Source organism: Enterococcus sp. HMSC072F02, from assembly GCF_001837725.1.
Classification (GTDB): domain Bacteria; phylum Bacillota; class Bacilli; order Lactobacillales; family Enterococcaceae; genus Enterococcus_B; species Enterococcus_B lactis.
In genome coordinates, this window is record NZ_KV833976.1 from 53,927 (window position 1) to 74,497 (window position 20,571).

The following is a 20,571-nucleotide window of genomic DNA, read 5'->3' on the forward strand; positions in this document are numbered from 1 at the left end:
AAGTGAGAAATGACAATAAATCGAATAGACGAACATCATTTCCGAGTCAATGTCGAAAACGTAGATCATTGTGGCTGCCTCCATTATCAGGCTAGCGGATAACTTTATCAAAAAGCGTCCGTGAATGAAGAAGCTTTTTTAAGCGAAAAAAGGTGGTACCGTTCTAGAATCTAGAGCCCTTTTCCCAAGTGGAAAAGGGCTTTTTTTTATATTTTAAGGTGGTGGTTTTCATGGAATCTGATATTAGTGGCATTACTAATTGCTGCAACGTCTATATCGTCAATCAAAATGATAATTATTGGAGGAAAAATTTATGGAAGAAACAAAAACTTATTCATGGAAACAACTATTGATGGTCAGTTCACTTATCTTCGGGATGTTCTTCGGGTCAGGTAATCTAATCTTTCCTGTCCACTTAGGTCAAATGGCTGGCGCAAACTGGGTCAGTGCTGGCGTAGGATTTGCCATCTCAGGCGCTCTTTTCCCATTACTAGCTATCTTAGCTGTAGTAGTGACAAAAAGTGATGGTCTGTATGACTTAGCTAAACCTGTCGGAAAATGGTATGCTGCCTTGTTCTTAATCCTTGTTCATTTGACGATCGGACCATTTTTCGGTACACCACGGACAGCTGCTACTGCTTTTGAAATGGCTGCTAAACCATTTTTGCCTGAAAAATATAATTCATTAGGTATGTTTTTATTCTCTGCTCTTTTCTTTTTACTTGCTTATTTCCTTACTGTCCATCCCACACGGTTGGTCAAATACGTCGGAAAGTATCTAAACTCCTTGTTTCTTGCATTATTAGCAATCATTTTTGTCGTTTCTTTATTCCATCCAATGGGAAATCTAAATCAATCTGCTGCAGATACTTACCAAACAAACGCTTTAACAAATGGTGTCCTAGAAGGTTATAACACGGTTGATGCAGTAGCCTTGCTTGCCTTAAGTGTCACTTTTGTCCATGCAGTCCGTGACCTTGGTTTCAAAGATAAAAAAGTCACAGAATTAACAGCAAAAGCTGGTAGCCTGAGCGTTGCGCTAGAAGTCATGATCTATTTTGGTCTTGTTCTTCTCGGTGCGATGAGTTTGAATAAGATGTCTTTATCAGAAAATGGCGGAACTGCACTTTCTCAGATCACTAATTTTTATTTAGGTAACTTCGGCGCTAGCTTCTTAGGAGTGATGGTCACATTAGGTGTCTTCACTACCGCTATGGGACTCGTTGTTTCTTTTGCACAAGATTTCCATAAACTGTTCCCTAAAGTCAGTTATATGACATGGCTGCGGTTAACGACTTTCGTCTCTTTTGTCGTTGCAAATGCTGGTTTGGACAATATCATCCAATGGTCTTTACCAGTATTGATGCTTTTGTATCCATTGTCGCTTGCGTTGATCTTGCTTTCCTTAACAGCAAAATTTTTCCAAAAGACACCATTTGTCTATCAAGTAACGATGTTGTTTGCTGCTGTTCCCGCCGTATTGGATATGCTGGCAAATTCGCCTGCTTTAGTGAGTCAACAAAGAGTTGTAGCAAGCATGCTCGAATTTTATCATCATCACGTTCCTTTTGCTGCATTAGGACTTGGCTGGATGGTCCCAACGTTACTTGGTTACGCTGGCAGCTTACTCTTCTATTACGCCTATCGCCTATCAGGGTACAAACAAGAAGCAAATGAACTACCAGAAGAATAACCAGATCAAACACAATTTAACATAAGAAATATTAAACAGGAAAAAACCAGCTAGATGAAAGAATCCTATTCTTTCGTCTAGCTATTTTTTAGATTTCTTTTTTACGAGCACAAAAAAACTGCGGACAATGATTGTCCGCAGTTTAAATGATAAAATTAAGATTGTAATAGTTCTTTCACAATGGCATTTACTTGGTTTCCATCTGCTTTTCCTTTGACTTTAGGCATGATCGCACCCATGACTTTGCCAAATTCTTTCATTGATGAAGCACCAGTTTGTGTGATTGCTTCTTGAACAAGTTGTCGAATTTCTTCGTCGGAAAGTTGTTCCGGCATGTATTTTTCGACTATCACAATTTCACTTTTTACTTTTTCAGCTAAATCGTCACGTCCTGCTTCTTCAAACTCATGCAAAGAATCACGTCGCTGTTTCATTTCGCGAGACAATACCGTTAATTCTTCTTCTTCTGTCAAGTCGTGACCTTCTTTAATCTGCTCGTTTTGTATAGATGACTTGATCATTCGGATGACTTGTAAAGATTCCTTATCTTTCGCTTTCATCGCTGTTTTCATGTCATCGTTTAATCTACTTAGTAGTGACACACTACCAACTCCAATTCATCACAGAACTAGAATTTTTTGCGTTTTCTAGCTGCTTCAGATTTTTTCTTGCGTCTTACACTTGGTTTTTCGTAGAATTCACGTTTACGAGATTCTTGTAAAGTACCCGCTTTTGACACGGAACGTTTGAAGCGACGAAGAGCATCGTCAAGTGATTCGTTTTTGCGAACGACTGTTTTTGACATGTTAATTCCCTCCCTCCGAGCTTAAAAAGTAACCGTAATTGTTATTGAAATATATCTCAAAAAACAAGACTGTCCTGTAAATATTATATCTAATGCTGTTTTGACCGTCAAGGAAATCTTGCTTTTTTTTAAAATTATCAAATGTTATTTTATTTAAATCCTTATTGACAATTTTCACATCTTCCGAAAATCTCGAATCTATGCCCTTCGATCGTACATCCACCGAGCTGTTCTTCGAAATAATTCATTGGACACATATGGATTTCTTTCGTTGTTCCGCACACCGTACAGATAAAGTGATGGTGATGGCCGATTTCCCCTTGACAGCAATGAAAACGAAACTTCATCTCTCCATTTAAATCGGTTTCTTCCAGTAAATCGATTTCTGCAAAATCATGGAGATTTCGATAAATCGTATCGTAACTTACTCCTTTGAATTCCTGATTCATATAGTCAAAAACTTCTTTAGCTGATACGTAGCGATTGCGCTTCACTAAATAAGTTAACAATGCTTCTCTTTTTTTAGTATATTTAAAACCGTTATTTTTCAATGTTTCTAGTGATTGTTCGATCAATGTCTGTTTTTTCATGACTTATTCCTCCAAATCAAAATGATTACGAAGTACACATTCTAGAGTATGGTATAATAAACATAAAAAAAATGCAAGTGAGGTTTTATCCATGTCTTCCGATTCTACAGAAATCGTTACTTTTTTTGTCATCTCCGACTCTGCTGGAGAAACTGCGACAAAATTAGCGCAAGCCACTATGGCCCAATATCCTAGCGTTGAGTTCAATTTATTCCGCAGAACATTTGTGACAGATGAGAAAACATTGATGCAGGCACTGCAAGATGCACTAGAAGAAAAAGCTCTTGTCCTGCACACATTGATCAATCAAGAATTGATCGAGATGACGCGTTCTTTTTGTGAAGAACATCAATTATTTAGTTTTGATGTGATGACTCCGCCGATATCAGAAATCGAGCGCTTAACTGGTATCAAGCCCATTCGGCAACCTGGCGCCCTTCATTTATTGAATGAGAACTATTTCAAACGGATCAAAGCAATGGAATTTGCTGTAAAATACGATGACGGGAAAGATCCTCGTGGGTTTCTAGAAGCAGATGTCGTTTTGCTAGGCGTATCCCGAACTTCCAAAACGCCTTTGAGCTTGTTTTTAGCTAACAAAAATTTAAAAGTTGCCAATCTACCTTTGATCCCACAAGCACATATTCCCAAACAGCTTTGGGAGATCGATCCTAAAAAAATCGTGGGACTGACGAATAACCCAGATATTTTAAACAATATCCGTAAAGAACGGATGCGCTCTTACGGATTAAATCCTGATACTGCTTATTCCGATATCGAAAAAATACGAGCTGAACTCGATTTTGCGAATGATCTTTATGAAAAATTGGGCTGCGTAGTAATCAATGTCGCTTCTTTATCTATTGAAGAAACAGCTTCACTTATTTTGAATGCTTTAGACCTAGAAGACCATAGTTATTATGGAACTGAAACCACCGAAGAAACAGACTAACAATTTTTCTTTAAAAAAACTGGACTGTGTCAGCGAAGAAGATTCGTTGACACAGTCCAGTTTGTCTCTATTTGCACCTATCGTTATTGATGTTCCACATGTTTGAGTGTCTGGTTCAAAATATCCAGTACGTGAGAATCATCAAGACTATACAAAATCGCTTTTCCCTCACGATGGGACTTGACGACATGGTTTTCTCTTAATAAACGCAGTTGATGCGATACAGCAGATTGTTCCATTTCCACTGCTTGGGTGATTGCTGTCACATTTTGTTCCCCGTCTTTCAGATACAGCAGAATTTTGAGACGAGTGGGGTCACTCAACATTTTGAATAGTTGGCTGACTTTCTCTACTTTTGTTTTTTGCGTGTCTGGCAATCCATTCACCTCCAACTTGAAAAAAGACTGACTTCTAAAGTTTACCACTTTTTCCATCAGTCTCAAGTTTTTTTATTCTTCTGTCATCTTTTGGATAATCGCTTCATAAGCGGCTACTTTTTCAGCTGCGTCTTCTGAAGAGTTTCCTTTTACACCGATATAAAACTTGATTTTCGGCTCAGTTCCTGAAGGACGGATAGCGATCCAGCCATTTTCTTCCAGCGTATACTTCAATACATCAGATGGCGGTGTCGTTAGTTTTTCTACATTTCCTTCACGGTTTGTTCTCGTCAACTCTTTGAAGTCTTCTGTTTGGATGACTTTTGCTCCGGCAAATTCTGTTGGTGCTTCTTCACGGAATTTTTCCATCAAAGCAGAGATTTTCGCAGAGCCTTCTTGTCCGCTCATTGTCACAGAAATCGTTTTTTCTGCGTAGTAGCCATAGGTTTCAAAAATCGTTTGCAAGCCGTCATACAACGTTTTGCCTTGTTTTTTATAGTAAGCTGCTACTTCTGCTAATAAGAGCAATGCTTGGATCGCGTCTTTGTCGCGAACGAAAGGTTTAACTAAATAACCGTAACTTTCTTCGAATCCGAACATAAAAGTATGGGAATGATCTTCTTCAAATTGTTGAATTTTTTCAGCAATGAATTTGAATCCTGTCAATACATTGAACATGGTAGCCCCATAGTGTTCCGCAATTGCTGTAGGTAATTCGCTAGAAACGATCGATTTCAATACCGCTGCGTTTTCAGGTAAAGTGCCTCGCGATTGGTGTGCTTCCAAAATATATTGAGCAAACAGTGCTCCGATTTGGTTTCCGGTCAAAACTTCATAGGAGCCATTTGGCAAACGAACGGCTGCACCTAAACGGTCTGCATCAGGATCTGTTGCAATCAGCAAATCAGCGCCTTCTTTCTCGCCAAGTCGTATCGCATACTCAAAAGCAGAGTGTTCTTCTGGATTTGGTGATTTGACTGTAGTGAAATCTGGGTCTGCGACAGCTTGTTCTGGAACTAGTACGAATTGTTCGAATCCAGCTTGTTTCAACGCACGTTCGCCCAACATTTTTCCTGTTCCGTGAAGTGGTGTGTACACAAGTTTCAAATCTTTCCCCATTGTTTCCACCAATTCATGATCAATCGTTACTGCTTTGATTTCTTCTAGATAAGCGGCATCCACTTCTTCTCCGATGATCGTGATCAATCCGCTATGTTCAGCTTCTTCGTCAGATAATACTTCAACTTTTAACGGATTGCTGACTTCACGGACATATTTCGTCAATGCATCTGCGTCTGCAGGAGGCATTTGTCCCCCATCTTCTCCGTAGACTTTATATCCGTTGTAAGCTGCTGGATTGTGGGATGCGGTTACCATGATTCCCGCAAACGTCTTCAAATGACGGACTGCAAAAGAAAGCTCTGGTGTTGGACGTAGACTTTCGAATACATAAGATGGGATATTGTGATGTGCTAATGTTTTGGCTGCTTCCATGGCAAATTCTGGTGATTGATGGCGTGAGTCATAAGCGATAGCGACACCTCGGCGTTTTGTTTCTTCGCCTTGTGTATCCATGAAACGTGCAAGTCCTTCTGTTGCTTGTCTTACCGTATAGATGTTCATTCGATTGATCCCAGGCCCTAAGATTCCCCGCATGCCTGCAGTACCGAATTCCAACGGTGCATAAAAAGCATCTTCAAGTTTTTCAGGATCTTCACCCAGATCATTTAATTGTTTTTTTAAGTTTTCTTCTAAATTTTCTTCATGTACCCATTGTTCATACACTTGTTCCCAAGACATGAAAATAACACCTCTTTCTGAAATATGGTTCTTAATAAGTATAGCATTCACTTATTAGATATGAAAGTACGAGGTCTAAAAAACGCTTAAATCAAGAAAGGATTCTTTTATCAAGCACGGTTGCAAGTATTCGCATAAATCGGATTCAGTAGATTTCACGCGAAAAAAAAGAGTAAAAGAACAATTGAAACCGTTCTTCCACTCTTTTTAAACTTATGCAGTTGTTTCTTCTAAAGATTCCAAGTATTTATACACTTGTTGTCCAGCGATCCCACCATCACCAACAGCAGTAGTGATTTGTCGCAAATCTTTTTCACGAACATCTCCGATGGCAAAAACGCCTGGTATATTCGTCTTCATTTCGTTGTCTGTTGGAATCCAGCCAGCTTCGTTCGTCAACCCTGCTTCTCTAAATGGTGCAGTTAATGGATCCAGTCCAACATAGATGAATACTCCGTCTGCTGCCAAATCAAACTCATTGCCGGTTTTGACATTACGTGCTTTCACACCTGTCACTACCATTTCATTCCCAACGATTTCGTCAACGACTGTATCCCACATAAAGGAAATTTTTTCATTCGCAAATGCACGGTCTTGGATGATCTTTTGTGCACGTAATTCATCTCTACGGTGGACGATGACTACTTCAGAAGCAAATTGTGTCAAATAGATGGCTTCTTCTACTGCTGAGTCTCCTCCTCCGATCACTACTAGACGTTTGTTACGGAAAAACGCACCATCACAAACTGCACAGTAAGAAACGCCACGTCCAGCAAATTCTTCCTCGCCAGGTACGCCTAATTTACGGTGGATACAGCCTGTTGCGATAATGACTGTTTTTCCTTCGTAAGTTTTATCTTCACAAATAACTTCTTTGTGGCTGCCGTGATCCTTGATATCTTGCACGATTCCATAAGCATTTTCTGTCCCAAATCTTGAAACACCTTCATACATCTTATAAGCTAGATCAGGACCCATGATTGAATCGAAACCAGGATAGTTTTCGATTTCTGCCGTATTGTTCATTTGGCCGCCAGGGGCGCCTTGTTCGATCATCAATACGGATAAGTTTGAACGTGAAGCATATAAAGCAGCAGTCATCCCAGCAGGACCTGCGCCAATAACGATTACATCATACATATGTAGATTCTCCTTTACTTAATCAAGTAAGCATACTTTACAGCCAATGCGAAAAAAAGTCTATTGTTCTGCTTGCGTTTCTCGAATAGCTTTATTATACTCGAAAAATCCGCTGAAAAACAATAGACTTTTACAAATCATTGATCAATCATTCGAAAGATTTTCTCCATTTGAATCAATTACTTTTTTATACCAGTTGAATGATTTCTTCTTCGAACGGGCTAATGTGCCATTTCCTTCGTTGTCACGATCGACATAAATGAATCCGTACCTTTTCTTCATCTCACCTGTACCAGCTGATACTAAATCAATACATCCCCAAGTCGTATAGCCTAATAGATCGACTCCATCTAATTCTACTGCATCTTTCATTGCCTGGATATGTGCTGCCAGATAGTCGATTCGATAGTCATCTTCCACATAACCATTCTCATCGGGCGTATCGACTGCACCTAAGCCGTTTTCTACAATAAATAGTGGTTTTTGATAACGATCATAAATATCATTCATCGTTATTCTCAAGCCTAATGGATCAATTTGCCAACCCCATTCACTTGCTTCCAGATATGGATTTTTGACAGAAGCAAAGATATTTCCTGCAGTCTGTTCCAAGAGTTCGTTGTCAGTAGTCGAAACTCGAGAAGAATAATAAGAAAAGGAGATAAAATCAACAGTATGTTCTTTCAGCAATGCGGCATCCCCAGGTTCCATTTTGATCTGAATGCCATTTCGTTCCATTTCTTTCAATGCATAAGCGGGATATTCTCCTCGTGACTGGACATCAATGAAGAAATAATTTTCTCGATCTGATTTTCTAGAAGCCCAAACATCTTCAGGATTGCAAGTGTATGGATAATATGCTCCTGCTGCCAGCATACAGCCTACTTTGTTCTCCGGATCTACTTCATGAGCGATCTTCGTTGCGATGGCACTTGCAACCAACTCATGATGTGCCGCTTGATATTTGATTTGTTCTTCATTTTCTCCTTCTTCAAAATACAGCCCTGCGCCCATGAATGGTGCATGAAGGATCATATTGATCTCATTGAATGTCAACCAATATTTGACAAGTCCTTTATAGCGATTGAAGATGACTCGGCACAGATTTTCATAAAAACCAACGAGTTCTCTAGAACGCCACGCACCATATTCTTTGATCAAATGCATCGGACAATCAAAATGTGTAATCGTCACAAGCGGCTCGATCCCGTACTTTTGACATTCTTTAAAGACATCCTCATAAAATTTCAAACCAGATTCATTTGGCTCATTTTCATCGCCCATTGGAAAAATACGACTCCAAGCAATGGACATCCGATAAGTCTTGAACCCCATTTCTGCAAACAAAGCAATATCTTCCTTATAATGATGATACATATCGATCGCAATTTTTGCTGGATAAAAATGATCTTTATCAAATTCAAACATTTTCTTTTTTCCAGTAATGACAGGAAAACGGTCTTTTCCGATTGGCACAACATCTACGTTCGCTAACCCACGTCCGCCTTCATCATAACCACCCTCGCATTGATTGGCTGCTGTAGCACCGCCCCATAAAAAATCTTTTCTGAATCCCATCATACTTCCTCCATTACATGTGTATTGCTTGACAATTCTCTTGCCAGTTCATCTTGGACTTCGATTCCTTCTGCTTTTAACCGGCTGATTGTTTCCTTGAATTGCGGTAAATACTGCTGATGTGCAATAAACAACTCATCCATGATCCGTTTTGCTGTCTTTCCTGATCGTATAAGCGGATTGATCGTAAACGCTTGTAAAGCTGTTCCATAATCACCAGTCACGGCTGCTTCGATCGTCAGCAATTCCATATTCTTCATTACTTGCAACCAGCCTCTTTCAGCAGCAGGAAGGGAATCAAACGCTACATTTCGTGCGCCTTGTGCGCCAACATAGGCAGTGACTCTACTACACAATCTGCCGGCAGATCAGGAACAGCTCCATCATTCTTTGTAGACACCACGATCTGTGTTTCTTTATTTCCATAGATCGAAGCAATCGTTTCACAGGCAGCATCTGAATAATAAGCACCACCTCGTTTTTGCAATTGTTCAGGTTTATGATCCAATTCTGGATCTTTGTATAATTCAAACAGCTCTGCTTCTGTTTCTTTCACTTGTTGCGCTCTTGTACCAATCGTTTGATATTCTTCTAAAGCATGTTCCAACATTTCTTCTTCACGGTAGTAATAGCGGTGGTAGCCACAAGGGATCATGTTCATTTGTTTTAATTGTTCTTTGAAAAACGGGATGTCAAAGATATTTTTCGGCAATCCATTGTCTTCATCGTATAAACGATCAATCAAATCTGCTGTGCGGTCATTTCCTTTATTATCTGCTACTTTGTGCCAATGGAAGTGATTTAGACCGGCAAACTTGTAGATCAGCTCTTCTTTTTTCTTGCCAAGCATTGCTGGTTCTGTCATCGTCGCCATTACTGGCACATTGCATAATCCGATCACTTTATCCCATTTGCCATATCTGATAACTGCTTCTGTCACCATCCCGCTTGGGTTCGCGAAATTGATCAGCCAAGCATTTGGACATAAACGCTTCATGTCTTCAACGATTGCCAAAACCACTGGAACGGTACGAAAAGCTTTGAATATCCCGCCAGCACCATTTGTTTCTTGCCCAATCATCCCATAATAACTAGGGATCCGCTCGTCTTTGATTCGTGCATCTAATTGACCGACACGAAACTGAGTCGTAACAAAATCCGCATCTTTCAATGCTTCTTCCCGATCCAAAGTTGCATAGATCTTGACTTCATACGGAGAAGCATCCCACATACGCTGAGACATCTGACTGACGATCTCAAGCTTTTCTTTTCCTTCTTCTACATCTACGAGCCAGATTTCTCGTATCGGTAATTCCTCATATCTTTTGATAAATCCTTCCATCAACTCGGGGGTGTAACTGCTGCCTCCACCAATCGTAGCGATTTTGATTCCTTTTGCCATGTTCTCACTCCTTTGCTTTTTACACTTTTATTATCTTTTTTGTAAACAAAACAAACAATAGAAATTCGTTTCTTTCCAGTAACATTTACAAAAGTTAGTGTTTTCTACTGGATTTTTGTAAATATCTTGTCAAAAAATGACTTTATTAAGCTATATAACATAAATCCGTTTACAAATCATTTTCAAAAAAGTTATAATTTACGTAAAAAAACTAGAAGAAGGTATCTACATGTTATTACGTGAAAAAATCAAAGAAATCTCCTTTTCTCCTTCAGAAAATGAAGTGATTCAGTTTCTCTTAAGCGATTCTCCAGCACTTGGCGAAATGACCATCCAAGAGATTGCTGAGCGATGTTATATCCACCCGTCCACACTCATCCGTGTAGCAAAAAAAATGGGTTTTGATGGCTGGGTCAGTTTTCGTAATGCTTTTTTAGCTGAAACAGCCTATCTTGAAGGGAATTTTCAAGACGTAGATGCGAATCTTCCTTTTTCCACCACAGACGGTATTATGACGATCGCAAATAAAATGGCTTCTTTAGAACAGATGACGATTCAAGATACACTTTCTCTCATTCATCATGACCAACTGCAAAAAGCCAAACAACTAATGCTTCAAGCAAAAAAAATCGTGATTTTCGCCAGTAACTCGAATACTTTGATTTCTCAAGATTTCATGCTGAAAATGAAGCGCATCAAAATGGATGTCACGATTGTCACCACTTTTGGTGAATCGTTCTATGAAGCGTACAATTGCACGAGTGATATGTGCGGGATTCTGATTTCTTATACGGGTGAAAACAATGTGATCCTTCGTACCGCAGAAATATTGAAACAAAATCATGTTCCAATTTTAGCTTTGACCAGTATCGGTGATTCAACGCTATCCTCAATGAGTACAGCCGCTTTGCGACTTACGACACGCGAACGACTGTATTCAAAAATTGGTAATTTTACGATCAATACATCGATTTGTTATCTTCTAGACGTGTTATATAGTTGTGTTTTTGCAGAAAATTATCAACAGAATTTAGTCCATCTAATTTCTGTAGGACAAAAATTTGATAAACGCCCTATCAGCTCAGCCATCATGAAAGAGCCTTTCAATTTTGAAAATAAAGAAGTGGACTAAAAAGAATAGTTAAGTCTATTCCATTCTTTCACCTAACCGTTCAGGTCAGTGCGGTGATAAGTGCATCGTCTGGCCCGACCGTCTCCCCTTGATTTTCCAAAATATCCAAATAATCCATGTAATTGGTGACGATTACAGGTGTTTCTAAACTGTATCCTTCCTTTTCGATTTTCTTTTTGTCGAAGCGGAGCAACAGATCGCCTTGTTTCACTCTTTCTCCTTGCTGCACCAAGCTTTCAAAATATTTCCCTTCCAACTGAACAGTATCCAATCCGACATGAATCAGCAATTCCAGACCTGTTTCAGAAACCATTCCGATTGCATGTTTCGTGGGGAACAGGGTCATGACTGTTCCGTCAAAAGGGGCACGTACTTCTCCTTTTTCAGGGTAGATCAAGATTCCTCGACCTAGTGTTCCTTGTGCAAAAGCTGCATCCTTTGCTGCTTTCAGTGGAGCGATTTGTCCTTGTATCGGTGTTTTTACAATTTCTTTACCTGATCTTTTCTGTCTGTCATCTGTTTCACCTGCTTCCTCCTTCCAAAAGAAAAAAGTCAGCGCAAAGGATACCACCATCGCAATGGCGATCCCAATCAATACATTAATCACATCTGTTAAATCACCATCTGGTCTAATATAGTTGGGAATTGTAAAGATGCCTAGTCCACCTTGATTCCAAGAAGTTAAATTCATTAACCCACTATACGCGCCCCCTAACGCACCACCGACACAGGTAAAAATAAATATTTTTTTACGTGGTAATGTAAACCCATAAATAGCTGGCTCTGTAATCCCCACAATACCAGAAACAATGGCTGGTATTGCAATTGCTTTGTCTTTTGGATTTCTAAGCTTAAAGTAGAGTGCGGTAAGTGCTGCAGTTTGTCCAAAAGACACTACTGCAACAGGTGTCATAATATTTTGCCAACCATTCACAGAAAATTGCATCAATCCCATTGGTACGATTGCCCAATGGAGACCAAACATCACCAGAATTTGCCAGAAGAAGCCTACGATTGCTCCATAAATAACTGGCGAAAGTGCTAAAAGTGTTTCAAATCCAGCCATTAAAATATCAGTTGCGAATGTGAATACTGGTCCAACGAGTAAAAAACCTAAAGGCATTGTAATAAGAACGGTGAAGAATGGAACGAAGAAATTCGCGATCATCTCAGGTACTAACTTTTTAATTGGTTTCTGAATTTGGCTAGCTAACAACACAATAAAGATAATGGGAATGACAGAAGAAGCGTAGTTACGCGCAATCCAGGGAATGCCGAATACTGTTTGATAAATAGGTGCTTCAAAAATAGTGCCAGAAAATATGGTCGTTAGTGGTGCTTCTGCTGCACCACTCAAAGCTTCCAGCGACAAGCTAGGATTCATTAATGCTGCGCCAAGCAACATCCCTACGAATTCATTTACTTTAAATTTACGGGCAGCTGTTAAACCGATAATAACAGGCATAAATTGGAATACAGAATCACCGATATTATCAAACATAACAAATGTGCCAGAACCGCGGTCAAACGCGCCTAAGAAGACAAGGAATGCTGTCAGTCCACGAATCATCCCGCCAGCAGCTAGGATAGCAAGGAATGGTTGGAAACAGCCCGATATTCCATCAATAAGCATATCAAACGGTCTCATTTTTTCTGTTGAAACAGCCTCATCAAAAGTAAGGTTTCCTGCTTTTATAACCTCTTCAAACACGACTGGCACATGATTCCCGATGACAACTTGATACTGCCCTCCCGCTCGCATTACCGTTACAATACCGTCCATATTTTTCAAGATCTCATCATTTGCTTTTTCTTCGTTTTTTAATTTGAAACGAAGCCTTGTGATACAATGTGTCAAACCATTGATATTTTCCTTCCCGCCGACATTTTCTACGATTTTTCTCGCTAATTCTTGGTATTTTCCCATTTCTATTCCCTCCAATTTATTAGTGGAAGGTTTAGCCAACTGAATGTCACTACCCTTATTTCATACGTTCTTGTTAATTTATCCTCCTTTTTTTATTTATTTACAACGATTCTCATGCACTAAACGCGCAGTATGGATCGTTAAATACATTTTTTCGTCCGTGGACATCTGGTAGTTGAACGTCTCGGCTAAAAAGTCTGCTATTTTCTCAACGCAACCAAACGTATCCTTATATTTTTTTTGAATAACCTGAAACAATTCCTCAGAAACTTCTCCCACTTCTGATTTTTCTCCATCTAGGACGCGTGTCAGAAAAAAACGTAAGTGTGTGACGAATCGAAAAAAATGGACTGAATCTTCATCAAATGTAATCTTATAGTAATAGCGGACGATATTTAGAATATCCTGTATTGTTATAGTAAACAGGTAGGTATTGTTTTGTTGGCTTTGAATGCCTTGTGCATTGACTAAATGCAATGCGATAAATCCGGCTTCATCTTCTGATAACTTGATGTGGTATTTATCCGAGATTTTCTTCACTGTTTTTTTCCCGATGGCATACTCTTTAGGAAATAGTTGTTTGATATCATACAGCAATACATTTGGTACAAATATTCCCATTTTGTGACGTTCGATAGCCGTATACAAATGATCCGTCAATGCAATATACACAGAATCATTCAACTGGACTTGTAGAGCCTCTTTTGTATATTCAATGATTTCACAAGAAATTTCTAAGTACTCAAGAGGAATCGCTTGTGCCAATTCTTGGAACTGTTGTGAAAGCCCGTCATTTGTCAACTGAAATTTTTTGTCGATGCATGAGTCAAAAATCGGGTCACCCACTTTCTTTTTGAATGCCAAACCTTTTCCCATCACGATCATTTCCTGATTTCTTTCATCCCTGGTTATTACGACGTTGTTATTCAGTACTTTCTCAATCAGCATGTTTTGCTCCTTTCCATGATATATAGGGCTGTATTCAAAACAAAAAGAAAAACCCAAAAAGCCGTCCATGGAACCATGGGAGACTCATCAGGTTTAGCTTGCATCAGGCAATCACTATCCAAGTTGTATCGTTTTCTTTATATTATCGAAAGCAAACGCTTTTGTCAACGCTTTCTTAGTGGCTATTAGGCACTTTTGACTAGCTGTCGTCGTCTTTTTTAAATCGGGTGACTACGCCACTAACGCTCACAGATGAAGAATCTGGGAAGCTCTGTTTTATTTTCGCTCTAGCGCTTAGGACAAAATGCTACTATGCTACTGTCACAACCTCTTTTTACACACCACTGCTTTGCAGTTTGTACATATCTGCATACAAACCATTTTGCGCTAGAAGTGTTTCATGATTCCCACGCTCTACTATATGACCTTTGTCTAAAACTAAAATCAATTCTGCATCCCGAATCGTGGACAGCCGATGGGCAATCGCTATCGTTGTCCGTCCTTGTCGCATTTTTGCCAATCCTTCTTGGATCAATCCTTCGGTTTCAGTATCGATATTTGCTGTTGCTTCATCCAATACTAGTATTTTAGGATCTGTCACGATTGTTCGCGCAAAAGTGATCAGCTGTCGTTGTCCACTAGAATAGCTGGCACCGTGTTCGATCACTTTTGAGTGATATCCTTTTGGTAATTCATCGATGAACTTGTTTGCTTGAACAAACTCAGCTGCATGGCGAATCTGTTCGTCTGTGATAGCTGGATTCATCATCCGGATATTTCCTGCAATATCTCCATAAAACAAGAAGGCATCTTGCAAGACCAATCCCATTTTCTTACGTAACTCTTCCATTGGATATTCTCGAATGTCATGATCATCAATCAAGATCTGGCCTTCATAAAATTCGTAAAACCGCATCAATACGTTGATGATCGAGCTTTTTCCGCTTCCGGTGTGCCCCACTAATGCAACGGTCTCACCCGGATTAGCGACAAAAGAGATATTGTTCAATACATTGTGCTCTCCATCATAAGAAAAGCTTACATTGCGAAACTCGATCTTACCTGAAGTAATCGCTTGATCTGCTCCAGGATTTTGTTGCGGTGCATATTCTTCTGTATCCATGATTTTCAAAATACGACTACCGGCAACCATCCCATCTGTAAAGGTGCTCAAAAAGTCCATCATTTGAGACATTGGATTAAAAAATCCCTGGACATAGGTCGTAAATGCATAGATCAGTCCAACTTCTACGGGAGAATGCAACGCATCGATCCCAAACAAAGTCAACGCCAACGCAATCGCCAATGCATAGAGAAAATTGATGATCGGACTTAACAGAATCGAATTCGTTTTGATCATCGCATAGCGCGTGTCTAAATACTCGTTGTTCACTTGTTCAAATTCTTTAGCTAAACGAGCTTCTTGGCGAAACTGCTGGATAATACGCATGCCGGAAATCGATTCATTCAATTTCGTGTTCAGCTGACTTAATTTTTCCCGCATATTTCGGTAAATACGAGAACTGAATTTCTGGTAATACCAGATGACGATTCCTAAAATCGGCAAAAACACCAAAGTCCACAAGGCAATTTCTCCATTGATTTGAAACATGGCAACGAAAGAAGAAACGACTGCAAAGATCCCAGTCAATACCATCAAAAAGACATACCAAAATTCAAATAGCGTTTCTGTATCATTCGTCACTCGAGAAACGGTCGATCCTGCCGGTGTCTGGTCAAAATAACGCATACCTAGTGTATGCAGCTTTTCAAATAATCTTACCCGAACATACTGATAGGTCTTCAATGAAGCCATGGAATACAAATACCATTGGAAAAACCAAATGATACTTTTGACTATGACTCCAAACAAGTACACACCAGCAAAAAACAAAATAACTTGTGTCGTAGCTGACTGTTTAGCCAGATGATCATCCATAAAAGTTTGGATGATCCTTGGCAATAGGACATTGATCACAGACAGGGCAAACGCAAATAAGATAGCAACGATGAACGTTCTTCTAAAAGGTTTGGCGAACTTCATCAGTCGTTTGATGATCTTCTTCTGTTCTTTAAGTGGAATCGATTTTGTCCATTCCGATTGATAATTCTCATCCATCAGGCCTCGCCTCCTTCTATCTTCGCTTCTAATTGCTGTTTTTCCCACATTCGTTCATACCAGCCACCTAATGCAAGCAGCTCGTGGTGGGTTCCTCGTTCAATGATTTTCCCTTGATCGACAACAATGATTTCTTTTGCATGCATCACGCTGCTTAAACGGTGAGCTGCAATGATGGTTGTTTTCTCTTTTCTTATTTCTTTTAAATTATGCAAGATAGCTTCTTCTGTTTTGGCATCTACTGCAGAAAGTGCATCATCTAAGATCAGCAATTCAGGATTTTTGATCAATGCTCGAGCAATCGAAATCCTCTGTTTCTGTCCGCCAGATAAAGAGACTCCACGTTCTCCAACTAAGGTATCATAACCTTTTGGCAATTCCTTGATTTCATTGTTGATAAATGCTAAAGAAGCCGCATGCTCTACTTCTTCTTCTGAAAGTTTTGGATTAGAAAAACGGATATTATCTCGAATGGTCATCGAAAACAGGAAGTGATCCTGAGGCACATAACCGATTGATCCTAATAAAGCATTCAATGAATATTCTTTGATCGAACGTCCGCCAAATTGGATTTTCCCTTGATAATCATCGTATTCACGCATCAGTAATTTGATGATTGTCGTTTTTCCCGCACCAGTTTTCCCAACAATACCTAATGTTTCTCCTTCTTGGATCGCAAATTTGATTTGTTCTAATGCTGGTGATTCTTCTTTCGGATAGTTAAAAGAGGAAATAGCTACATTCAGCTCGCCTTTTGCCGGGGTCTGCACTGCACCCAGTTGTTCCACGATATGCGTCTTTTCATGCAAAAGTTCATTGACGCGATCATAAGAAGCATTTCCTCTTTCCAATACGTTGAACAATCGACCAATCGCAAACATCGGCCAAACAAGCATACCGATATAGCTAATAAATGAGACCATCTGCCCGATCGAGATCGTGCCTTCCAAGACATACTTTCCACCTAAAATAATTGTTGCAACATAAGACAGACCGATAATCAAGGTAATGAATGGATCAAATAAGGAGTCTAAAAAATTGACTCGTTTGTTTTTAATAATTGCATCTTCAATCTTTTCTTCAAAATCCGCGAGATCTTCTTTTTCTTGTCCAAATGTTTTAATGACTTTGATCCCAGTGATACTTTCTTGTGTCTTATCATTGATACTAGAAAAAGCTTCTTGCGAATCACGAAAAGCATCGTGGAGTTTTGACCCCAGCACTCGTGAAGTAACGGCTAGTAAAGGCAGAGGAATCAGCGCAATCAGTGTTAAGCGCCAATCAATAAACAAAATCATCGCAATGATCGTTGTTCCGCCCGTGATCACTGAATCTGCAAAGGTCAAGATACCAGCTCCTGCTACATTTTGGATTGCATTCAAATCATTCGTTGCATGAGCCATCAAATCTCCAGTCCGATATTTTTGGTAAAAGAGATTGTCCATTTCTGTAAAATGTTTGAATAGCTGCTGCCGAAGTTCTTTCTCCAACCGAGCTGCACTTCCCCAAATATTCGTCCGCCAGATATAACGAAAAAGATATTGTAAGAAAGCTGCAAGGATCAATAGTAAGATCCACCAAGAAATGATCTTTATTGATAAATTCTTATCGGCGATCTCATCAATGATGATCCCAATCACTTTTGGAGGAACTAACTGTACCAAGGCCACTGCGAATAGGGAGAAAATCCCAATTAAATAATGTTTCTTTTCCTGACGAAAAAACCAACCTAATTTTCTAAAAATCGACATTTTACTCCTCCTTTGTCTTTATCAAGAGCATAGGATTGTCTGTCCTTGTCTTTTTTGCTGAATAGTCTGAATAGTCTAACAAATTACGAAATAAAAAACGGACTGAAAAAATCAGCCCGCAAAAAGTCTTTGGGTCAGAACCTATTTTTTCCCTTGGTTCTTCATTTGCTGCATCATCTGGCGAATTTTCTTCTCAGATGGTTTTTGCCCCATTGACATCATCATTGATCGCAACATGTCCTCATTAACGGGAGGATTTTTTTCTAAATAGTCTTTCATATATTTACGCGCTAGGAAAAAGCCACCTACTGCGCCGATTAGCAAAGCAATAATAGCAATAAGTACGACAATACCTGTTGATACCATATAAATCTCTCCTTTCTATTTCCGAATTGCTCTCAATGATTTATTTTACTAAAGTTTATTGAAAAAAGAAAGGCGTATTCTTTAGTTTCATGCAAAAAATAGTGGTTTTTTTAGAGAAGAACAAAATTTTTTTCATTAACCAGCAAGACACGCCACGAAAAAAAATTAGGCATACCGAATCTTTTTCTTTAATTTTTTCTTTCTGAGGTGTAGAATGTAATCGTAGATAAATAGGAAAGGTGGTTTTTTCTTGAATAATCAATCCAACAAACAATTTCATAAGCATCGACTTATTGAACATACAAATGGTTTATCTTTAGCTGAAGTAAATGGAACAGTGGATGTACCAAAGGGAAAAAGTTTTTTTAAAACACTTCTTGCTTACTCTGGACCAGGTGCATTAGTAGCAGTTGGTTATATGGATCCAGGTAACTGGTCCACTTCGATCACTGGTGGACAAAATTTCCAATATTTATTGATGTCAGTTATTTTGATGTCTAGTCTAATTGCTATGCTTTTACAGTATATGGCAGCAAAATTAGGAATCGTGACCCAAATGGATTTGGCCCAAGCAATCCGAGCACGGACAAGTAAGACATTGGGTGTCATTTTATGGATCTTGACTGAATTAGCCATTATGGCAACAGACATCGCAGAAGTCATTGGTGCAGCAATCGCCCTCTACTTACTTTTTGATATTCCATTGGTAATTGCCGTATTTATCACTGTGTTAGATGTTTTCGTCCTTTTATTGCTGACAAAAGTCGGGTTTCGTAAAATCGAAGCTTTGGTTGTCTGCTTGATTTTCGTCATTTTATTCGTTTTCGTCTATCAAGTTGGCTTGTCTAACCCTGATTGGCACAGTTTATTTGCTGGCTTTATCCCTAACAGTCATACATTCTCAGACTCACCTGTCATAGGTGGTGAAACTCCGCTGACTGGAGCGTTAGGGATTATTGGTGCAACAGTCATGCCGCATAACTTATATCTTCATTCAGCAGTTTCTCAAACTCGGAAGATTGATCACCAAGACGAAGAAGATGTAGCACAAGCGGTACGCTTTTCTACTTGGGACTCTAATATCCAGTTGTCAATGGCTTTTTTAGTCAATGCACTGCTATTGATCATGGGTGTCGCTGTATTCAAAACCGGTTCTGTCCAAGATCCTTCCTTTTTTGGTCTGTATGAAGCTTTATCTGATCCATCAGCTATGAGCAATGGTATCTTGATTGCTGTAGCAAAATCTGGTATCTTGTCTACTTTATTTGCTGTAGCACTTCTTGCTTCTGGCCAGAACTCTACTATTACTGGTACGTTGACCGGTCAAGTCATCATGGAAGGCTTCATCCATATGCGTATCCCGATTTGGCTAAGAAGACTAGTCACACGATTGCTTTCTGTGATTCCTGTATTGATTTGTGTTTTGTTTACAAGTACAAAAGGAACGATCGAAGAACATACCGCTTTGAATAACTTGATGAATGAATCCCAAGTTTTTCTGGCTTTTGCATTGCCATTCTCGATGATTCCTTTACTGATGATGACCAATAGCCAAGCGGAGATGGGGAGCCGATTCAAAAATTCATTTGTTGTAAAACTTCTTGGCTGGTTCTCTGTGATTAGTCTGACTTACTTGAACTTACGAGGATTACCAGGTCAAATCGAAAGTTTCTTCGGTGAGCAAGCCACCTCAGCTCAACTAGCATTGGCTGATCAAATTGCCTATGTAATCATTGTTCTTGTCCTTCTCCTGTTGGCATGGACGATTGGTGATTTATATAAAGGAAACAAAAAATATGAACAGCGTTTGCAAGAAACGATAGAAGAAATCGAATAGAAACTGATTCTTTTACACAAAGGAGGTTGTGACAGAAGTGGGCAGCTTCAAGAAATAAGAAGGAATTTACGAAAATTGCTTCTCAAATTTTTGTGAAATTTCGGCTTATTTTTCGAAGAATTACTTCTGGAACACCGTGTATCAGAGGTTGTGA

16 protein-coding genes and 1 pseudogene are annotated in these 20,571 nt (G+C 39.3%); 4 read left to right on the forward strand and 13 right to left on the reverse strand.

Features of this window, described 5'->3' with window-relative positions; all coding sequences use genetic code 11:
- Nucleotides 1-313 precede the first annotated feature (313 nt).
- A complete protein-coding gene (brnQ, locus tag HMPREF2731_RS12485; protein ID WP_002291696.1) occupies nt 314-1,693 on the forward strand; it encodes a branched-chain amino acid transport system II carrier protein in 1,380 nt (459 codons plus the stop codon).
- A gap of 155 nt (nt 1,694-1,848) precedes the next feature.
- Here brnQ and HMPREF2731_RS12490 read toward each other — a convergent pair whose 3' ends face one another.
- The 3 genes from HMPREF2731_RS12490 to HMPREF2731_RS12500 form a co-directional block, all read right to left on the reverse strand.
- A complete protein-coding gene (locus HMPREF2731_RS12490; protein ID WP_002291695.1) occupies nt 1,849-2,295 on the reverse strand; it encodes a GatB/YqeY domain-containing protein in 447 nt (148 codons plus the stop codon).
- 26 nt (nt 2,296-2,321) lie between these two features.
- On the reverse strand, nt 2,322-2,498 hold the full coding sequence (rpsU, locus tag HMPREF2731_RS12495) for a 30S ribosomal protein S21 (RefSeq protein ID WP_002287321.1): 177 nt from the start codon (nt 2,496-2,498) through the stop codon (nt 2,322-2,324).
- Between the two features lie 161 nt (nt 2,499-2,659).
- Complete coding sequence (locus HMPREF2731_RS12500) at nt 2,660-3,088, reverse strand: Fur family transcriptional regulator (protein WP_002287322.1); 429 nt, start codon at nt 3,086-3,088, stop codon at nt 2,660-2,662.
- Between the two features lie 91 nt (nt 3,089-3,179).
- On the opposite strand from HMPREF2731_RS12500, the gene HMPREF2731_RS12505 reads away from it, so the two are divergent.
- Nucleotides 3,180-4,040 carry a pyruvate, water dikinase regulatory protein gene (locus HMPREF2731_RS12505; RefSeq protein WP_002291694.1) on the forward strand — a complete coding sequence of 287 codons (861 nt, stop codon included), beginning with the start codon at nt 3,180-3,182 and terminating at the stop codon, nt 4,038-4,040.
- An 83-nt stretch (nt 4,041-4,123) separates the two neighbouring features.
- Here the strand turns inward: HMPREF2731_RS12505 and HMPREF2731_RS12510 are convergent, their stop codons facing one another.
- The 5 genes and pseudogenes from HMPREF2731_RS12510 to HMPREF2731_RS12530 form a co-directional block, all read right to left on the reverse strand.
- Nucleotides 4,124-4,474: an ArsR/SmtB family transcription factor gene (locus HMPREF2731_RS12510; RefSeq protein ID WP_002316410.1), complete on the reverse strand. Its 351-nt coding sequence runs from the start codon at nt 4,472-4,474 to the stop codon at nt 4,124-4,126.
- Nucleotides 4,475-4,489: 15 nt separating this feature from the next.
- On the reverse strand, nt 4,490-6,217 hold the full coding sequence (locus HMPREF2731_RS12515) for a phospho-sugar mutase (protein ID WP_002291690.1): 1,728 nt from the start codon (nt 6,215-6,217) through the stop codon (nt 4,490-4,492).
- A 213-nt stretch (nt 6,218-6,430) separates the two neighbouring features.
- Nucleotides 6,431-7,357 carry a thioredoxin-disulfide reductase gene (gene trxB / locus HMPREF2731_RS12520; protein ID WP_002291688.1) on the reverse strand — a complete coding sequence of 309 codons (927 nt, stop codon included), beginning with the start codon at nt 7,355-7,357 and terminating at the stop codon, nt 6,431-6,433.
- A gap of 144 nt (nt 7,358-7,501) precedes the next feature.
- A complete protein-coding gene (locus HMPREF2731_RS12525; protein WP_002336545.1) occupies nt 7,502-8,935 on the reverse strand; it encodes a 6-phospho-beta-glucosidase in 1,434 nt (477 codons plus the stop codon).
- Nucleotides 8,935-10,337, reverse strand: a pseudogene (locus tag HMPREF2731_RS12530) (6-phospho-beta-glucosidase). The gene HMPREF2731_RS12525 and the pseudogene HMPREF2731_RS12530 overlap by 1 nt, the downstream one beginning before the upstream one ends.
- Before the next feature lie 229 nt (nt 10,338-10,566).
- On the opposite strand from HMPREF2731_RS12530, the gene HMPREF2731_RS12535 reads away from it, so the two are divergent.
- Nucleotides 10,567-11,469: a MurR/RpiR family transcriptional regulator gene (locus tag HMPREF2731_RS12535; protein ID WP_010727063.1), complete on the forward strand. Its 903-nt coding sequence runs from the start codon at nt 10,567-10,569 to the stop codon at nt 11,467-11,469.
- A gap of 40 nt (nt 11,470-11,509) precedes the next feature.
- On the opposite strand, the gene HMPREF2731_RS12540 is transcribed toward HMPREF2731_RS12535, so the two are convergent.
- The 5 genes from HMPREF2731_RS12540 to HMPREF2731_RS12560 form a co-directional block, all read right to left on the reverse strand.
- A complete protein-coding gene (locus HMPREF2731_RS12540) occupies nt 11,510-13,396 on the reverse strand; it encodes a beta-glucoside-specific PTS transporter subunit IIABC (RefSeq protein WP_002345251.1) in 1,887 nt (628 codons plus the stop codon).
- A gap of 96 nt (nt 13,397-13,492) precedes the next feature.
- Entirely contained in the window at nt 13,493-14,344 is an 852-nt protein-coding gene (gene licT / locus HMPREF2731_RS12545) for a BglG family transcription antiterminator LicT (RefSeq protein ID WP_002314691.1), read from the reverse strand.
- Nucleotides 14,345-14,678: 334 nt separating this feature from the next.
- Nucleotides 14,679-16,463: an ABC transporter ATP-binding protein gene (locus HMPREF2731_RS12550; RefSeq protein ID WP_002313511.1), complete on the reverse strand. Its 1,785-nt coding sequence runs from the start codon at nt 16,461-16,463 to the stop codon at nt 14,679-14,681.
- Complete coding sequence (locus HMPREF2731_RS12555; RefSeq protein WP_002294954.1) at nt 16,463-18,214, reverse strand: ABC transporter ATP-binding protein; 1,752 nt, start codon at nt 18,212-18,214, stop codon at nt 16,463-16,465. The genes HMPREF2731_RS12550 and HMPREF2731_RS12555 overlap by 1 nt, the downstream gene beginning before the upstream one ends.
- Nucleotides 18,215-18,355: 141 nt before the next feature.
- A complete protein-coding gene (locus HMPREF2731_RS12560) occupies nt 18,356-18,580 on the reverse strand; it encodes a YneF family protein (protein WP_002291670.1) in 225 nt (74 codons plus the stop codon).
- Between the two features lie 250 nt (nt 18,581-18,830).
- Here HMPREF2731_RS12560 and HMPREF2731_RS12565 point away from each other — a divergent pair, with 250 nt between their 5' ends.
- Nucleotides 18,831-20,417 (forward strand): Nramp family divalent metal transporter, encoded by a 1,587-nt coding sequence (locus HMPREF2731_RS12565; protein ID WP_002320293.1) that lies wholly within the window; start codon nt 18,831-18,833, stop codon nt 20,415-20,417.
- Nucleotides 20,418-20,571 lie beyond the last annotated feature (154 nt).

Coding starts and splice junctions, on each gene's coding strand:
- brnQ (WP_002291696.1), top strand. CDS start 314: ATGGAAGAAACAAAAACTTATTCATGGAAACAACTATTGATGGTCAGT.
- rpsU (WP_002287321.1), bottom strand. CDS start 2,498: ATGTCAAAAACAGTCGTTCGCAAAAACGAATCACTTGACGATGCTCTT.
- HMPREF2731_RS12500 (WP_002287322.1), bottom strand. CDS start 3,088: ATGAAAAAACAGACATTGATCGAACAATCACTAGAAACATTGAAAAAT.
- HMPREF2731_RS12505 (WP_002291694.1), top strand. CDS start 3,180: ATGTCTTCCGATTCTACAGAAATCGTTACTTTTTTTGTCATCTCCGAC.
- HMPREF2731_RS12510 (WP_002316410.1), bottom strand. CDS start 4,474: ATGGAAAAAGTGGTAAACTTTAGAAGTCAGTCTTTTTTCAAGTTGGAG.
- HMPREF2731_RS12515 (WP_002291690.1), bottom strand. CDS start 6,217: ATGTCTTGGGAACAAGTGTATGAACAATGGGTACATGAAGAAAATTTA.
- trxB (WP_002291688.1), bottom strand. CDS start 7,357: ATGTATGATGTAATCGTTATTGGCGCAGGTCCTGCTGGGATGACTGCT.
- HMPREF2731_RS12525 (WP_002336545.1), bottom strand. CDS start 8,935: ATGGGATTCAGAAAAGATTTTTTATGGGGCGGTGCTACAGCAGCCAAT.
- HMPREF2731_RS12535 (WP_010727063.1), top strand. CDS start 10,567: ATGTTATTACGTGAAAAAATCAAAGAAATCTCCTTTTCTCCTTCAGAA.
- HMPREF2731_RS12540 (WP_002345251.1), bottom strand. CDS start 13,396: ATGGGAAAATACCAAGAATTAGCGAGAAAAATCGTAGAAAATGTCGGC.
- licT (WP_002314691.1), bottom strand. CDS start 14,344: ATGCTGATTGAGAAAGTACTGAATAACAACGTCGTAATAACCAGGGAT.
- HMPREF2731_RS12550 (WP_002313511.1), bottom strand. CDS start 16,463: ATGGATGAGAATTATCAATCGGAATGGACAAAATCGATTCCACTTAAA.
- HMPREF2731_RS12555 (WP_002294954.1), bottom strand. CDS start 18,214: ATGTCGATTTTTAGAAAATTAGGTTGGTTTTTTCGTCAGGAAAAGAAA.
- HMPREF2731_RS12560 (WP_002291670.1), bottom strand. CDS start 18,580: ATGGTATCAACAGGTATTGTCGTACTTATTGCTATTATTGCTTTGCTA.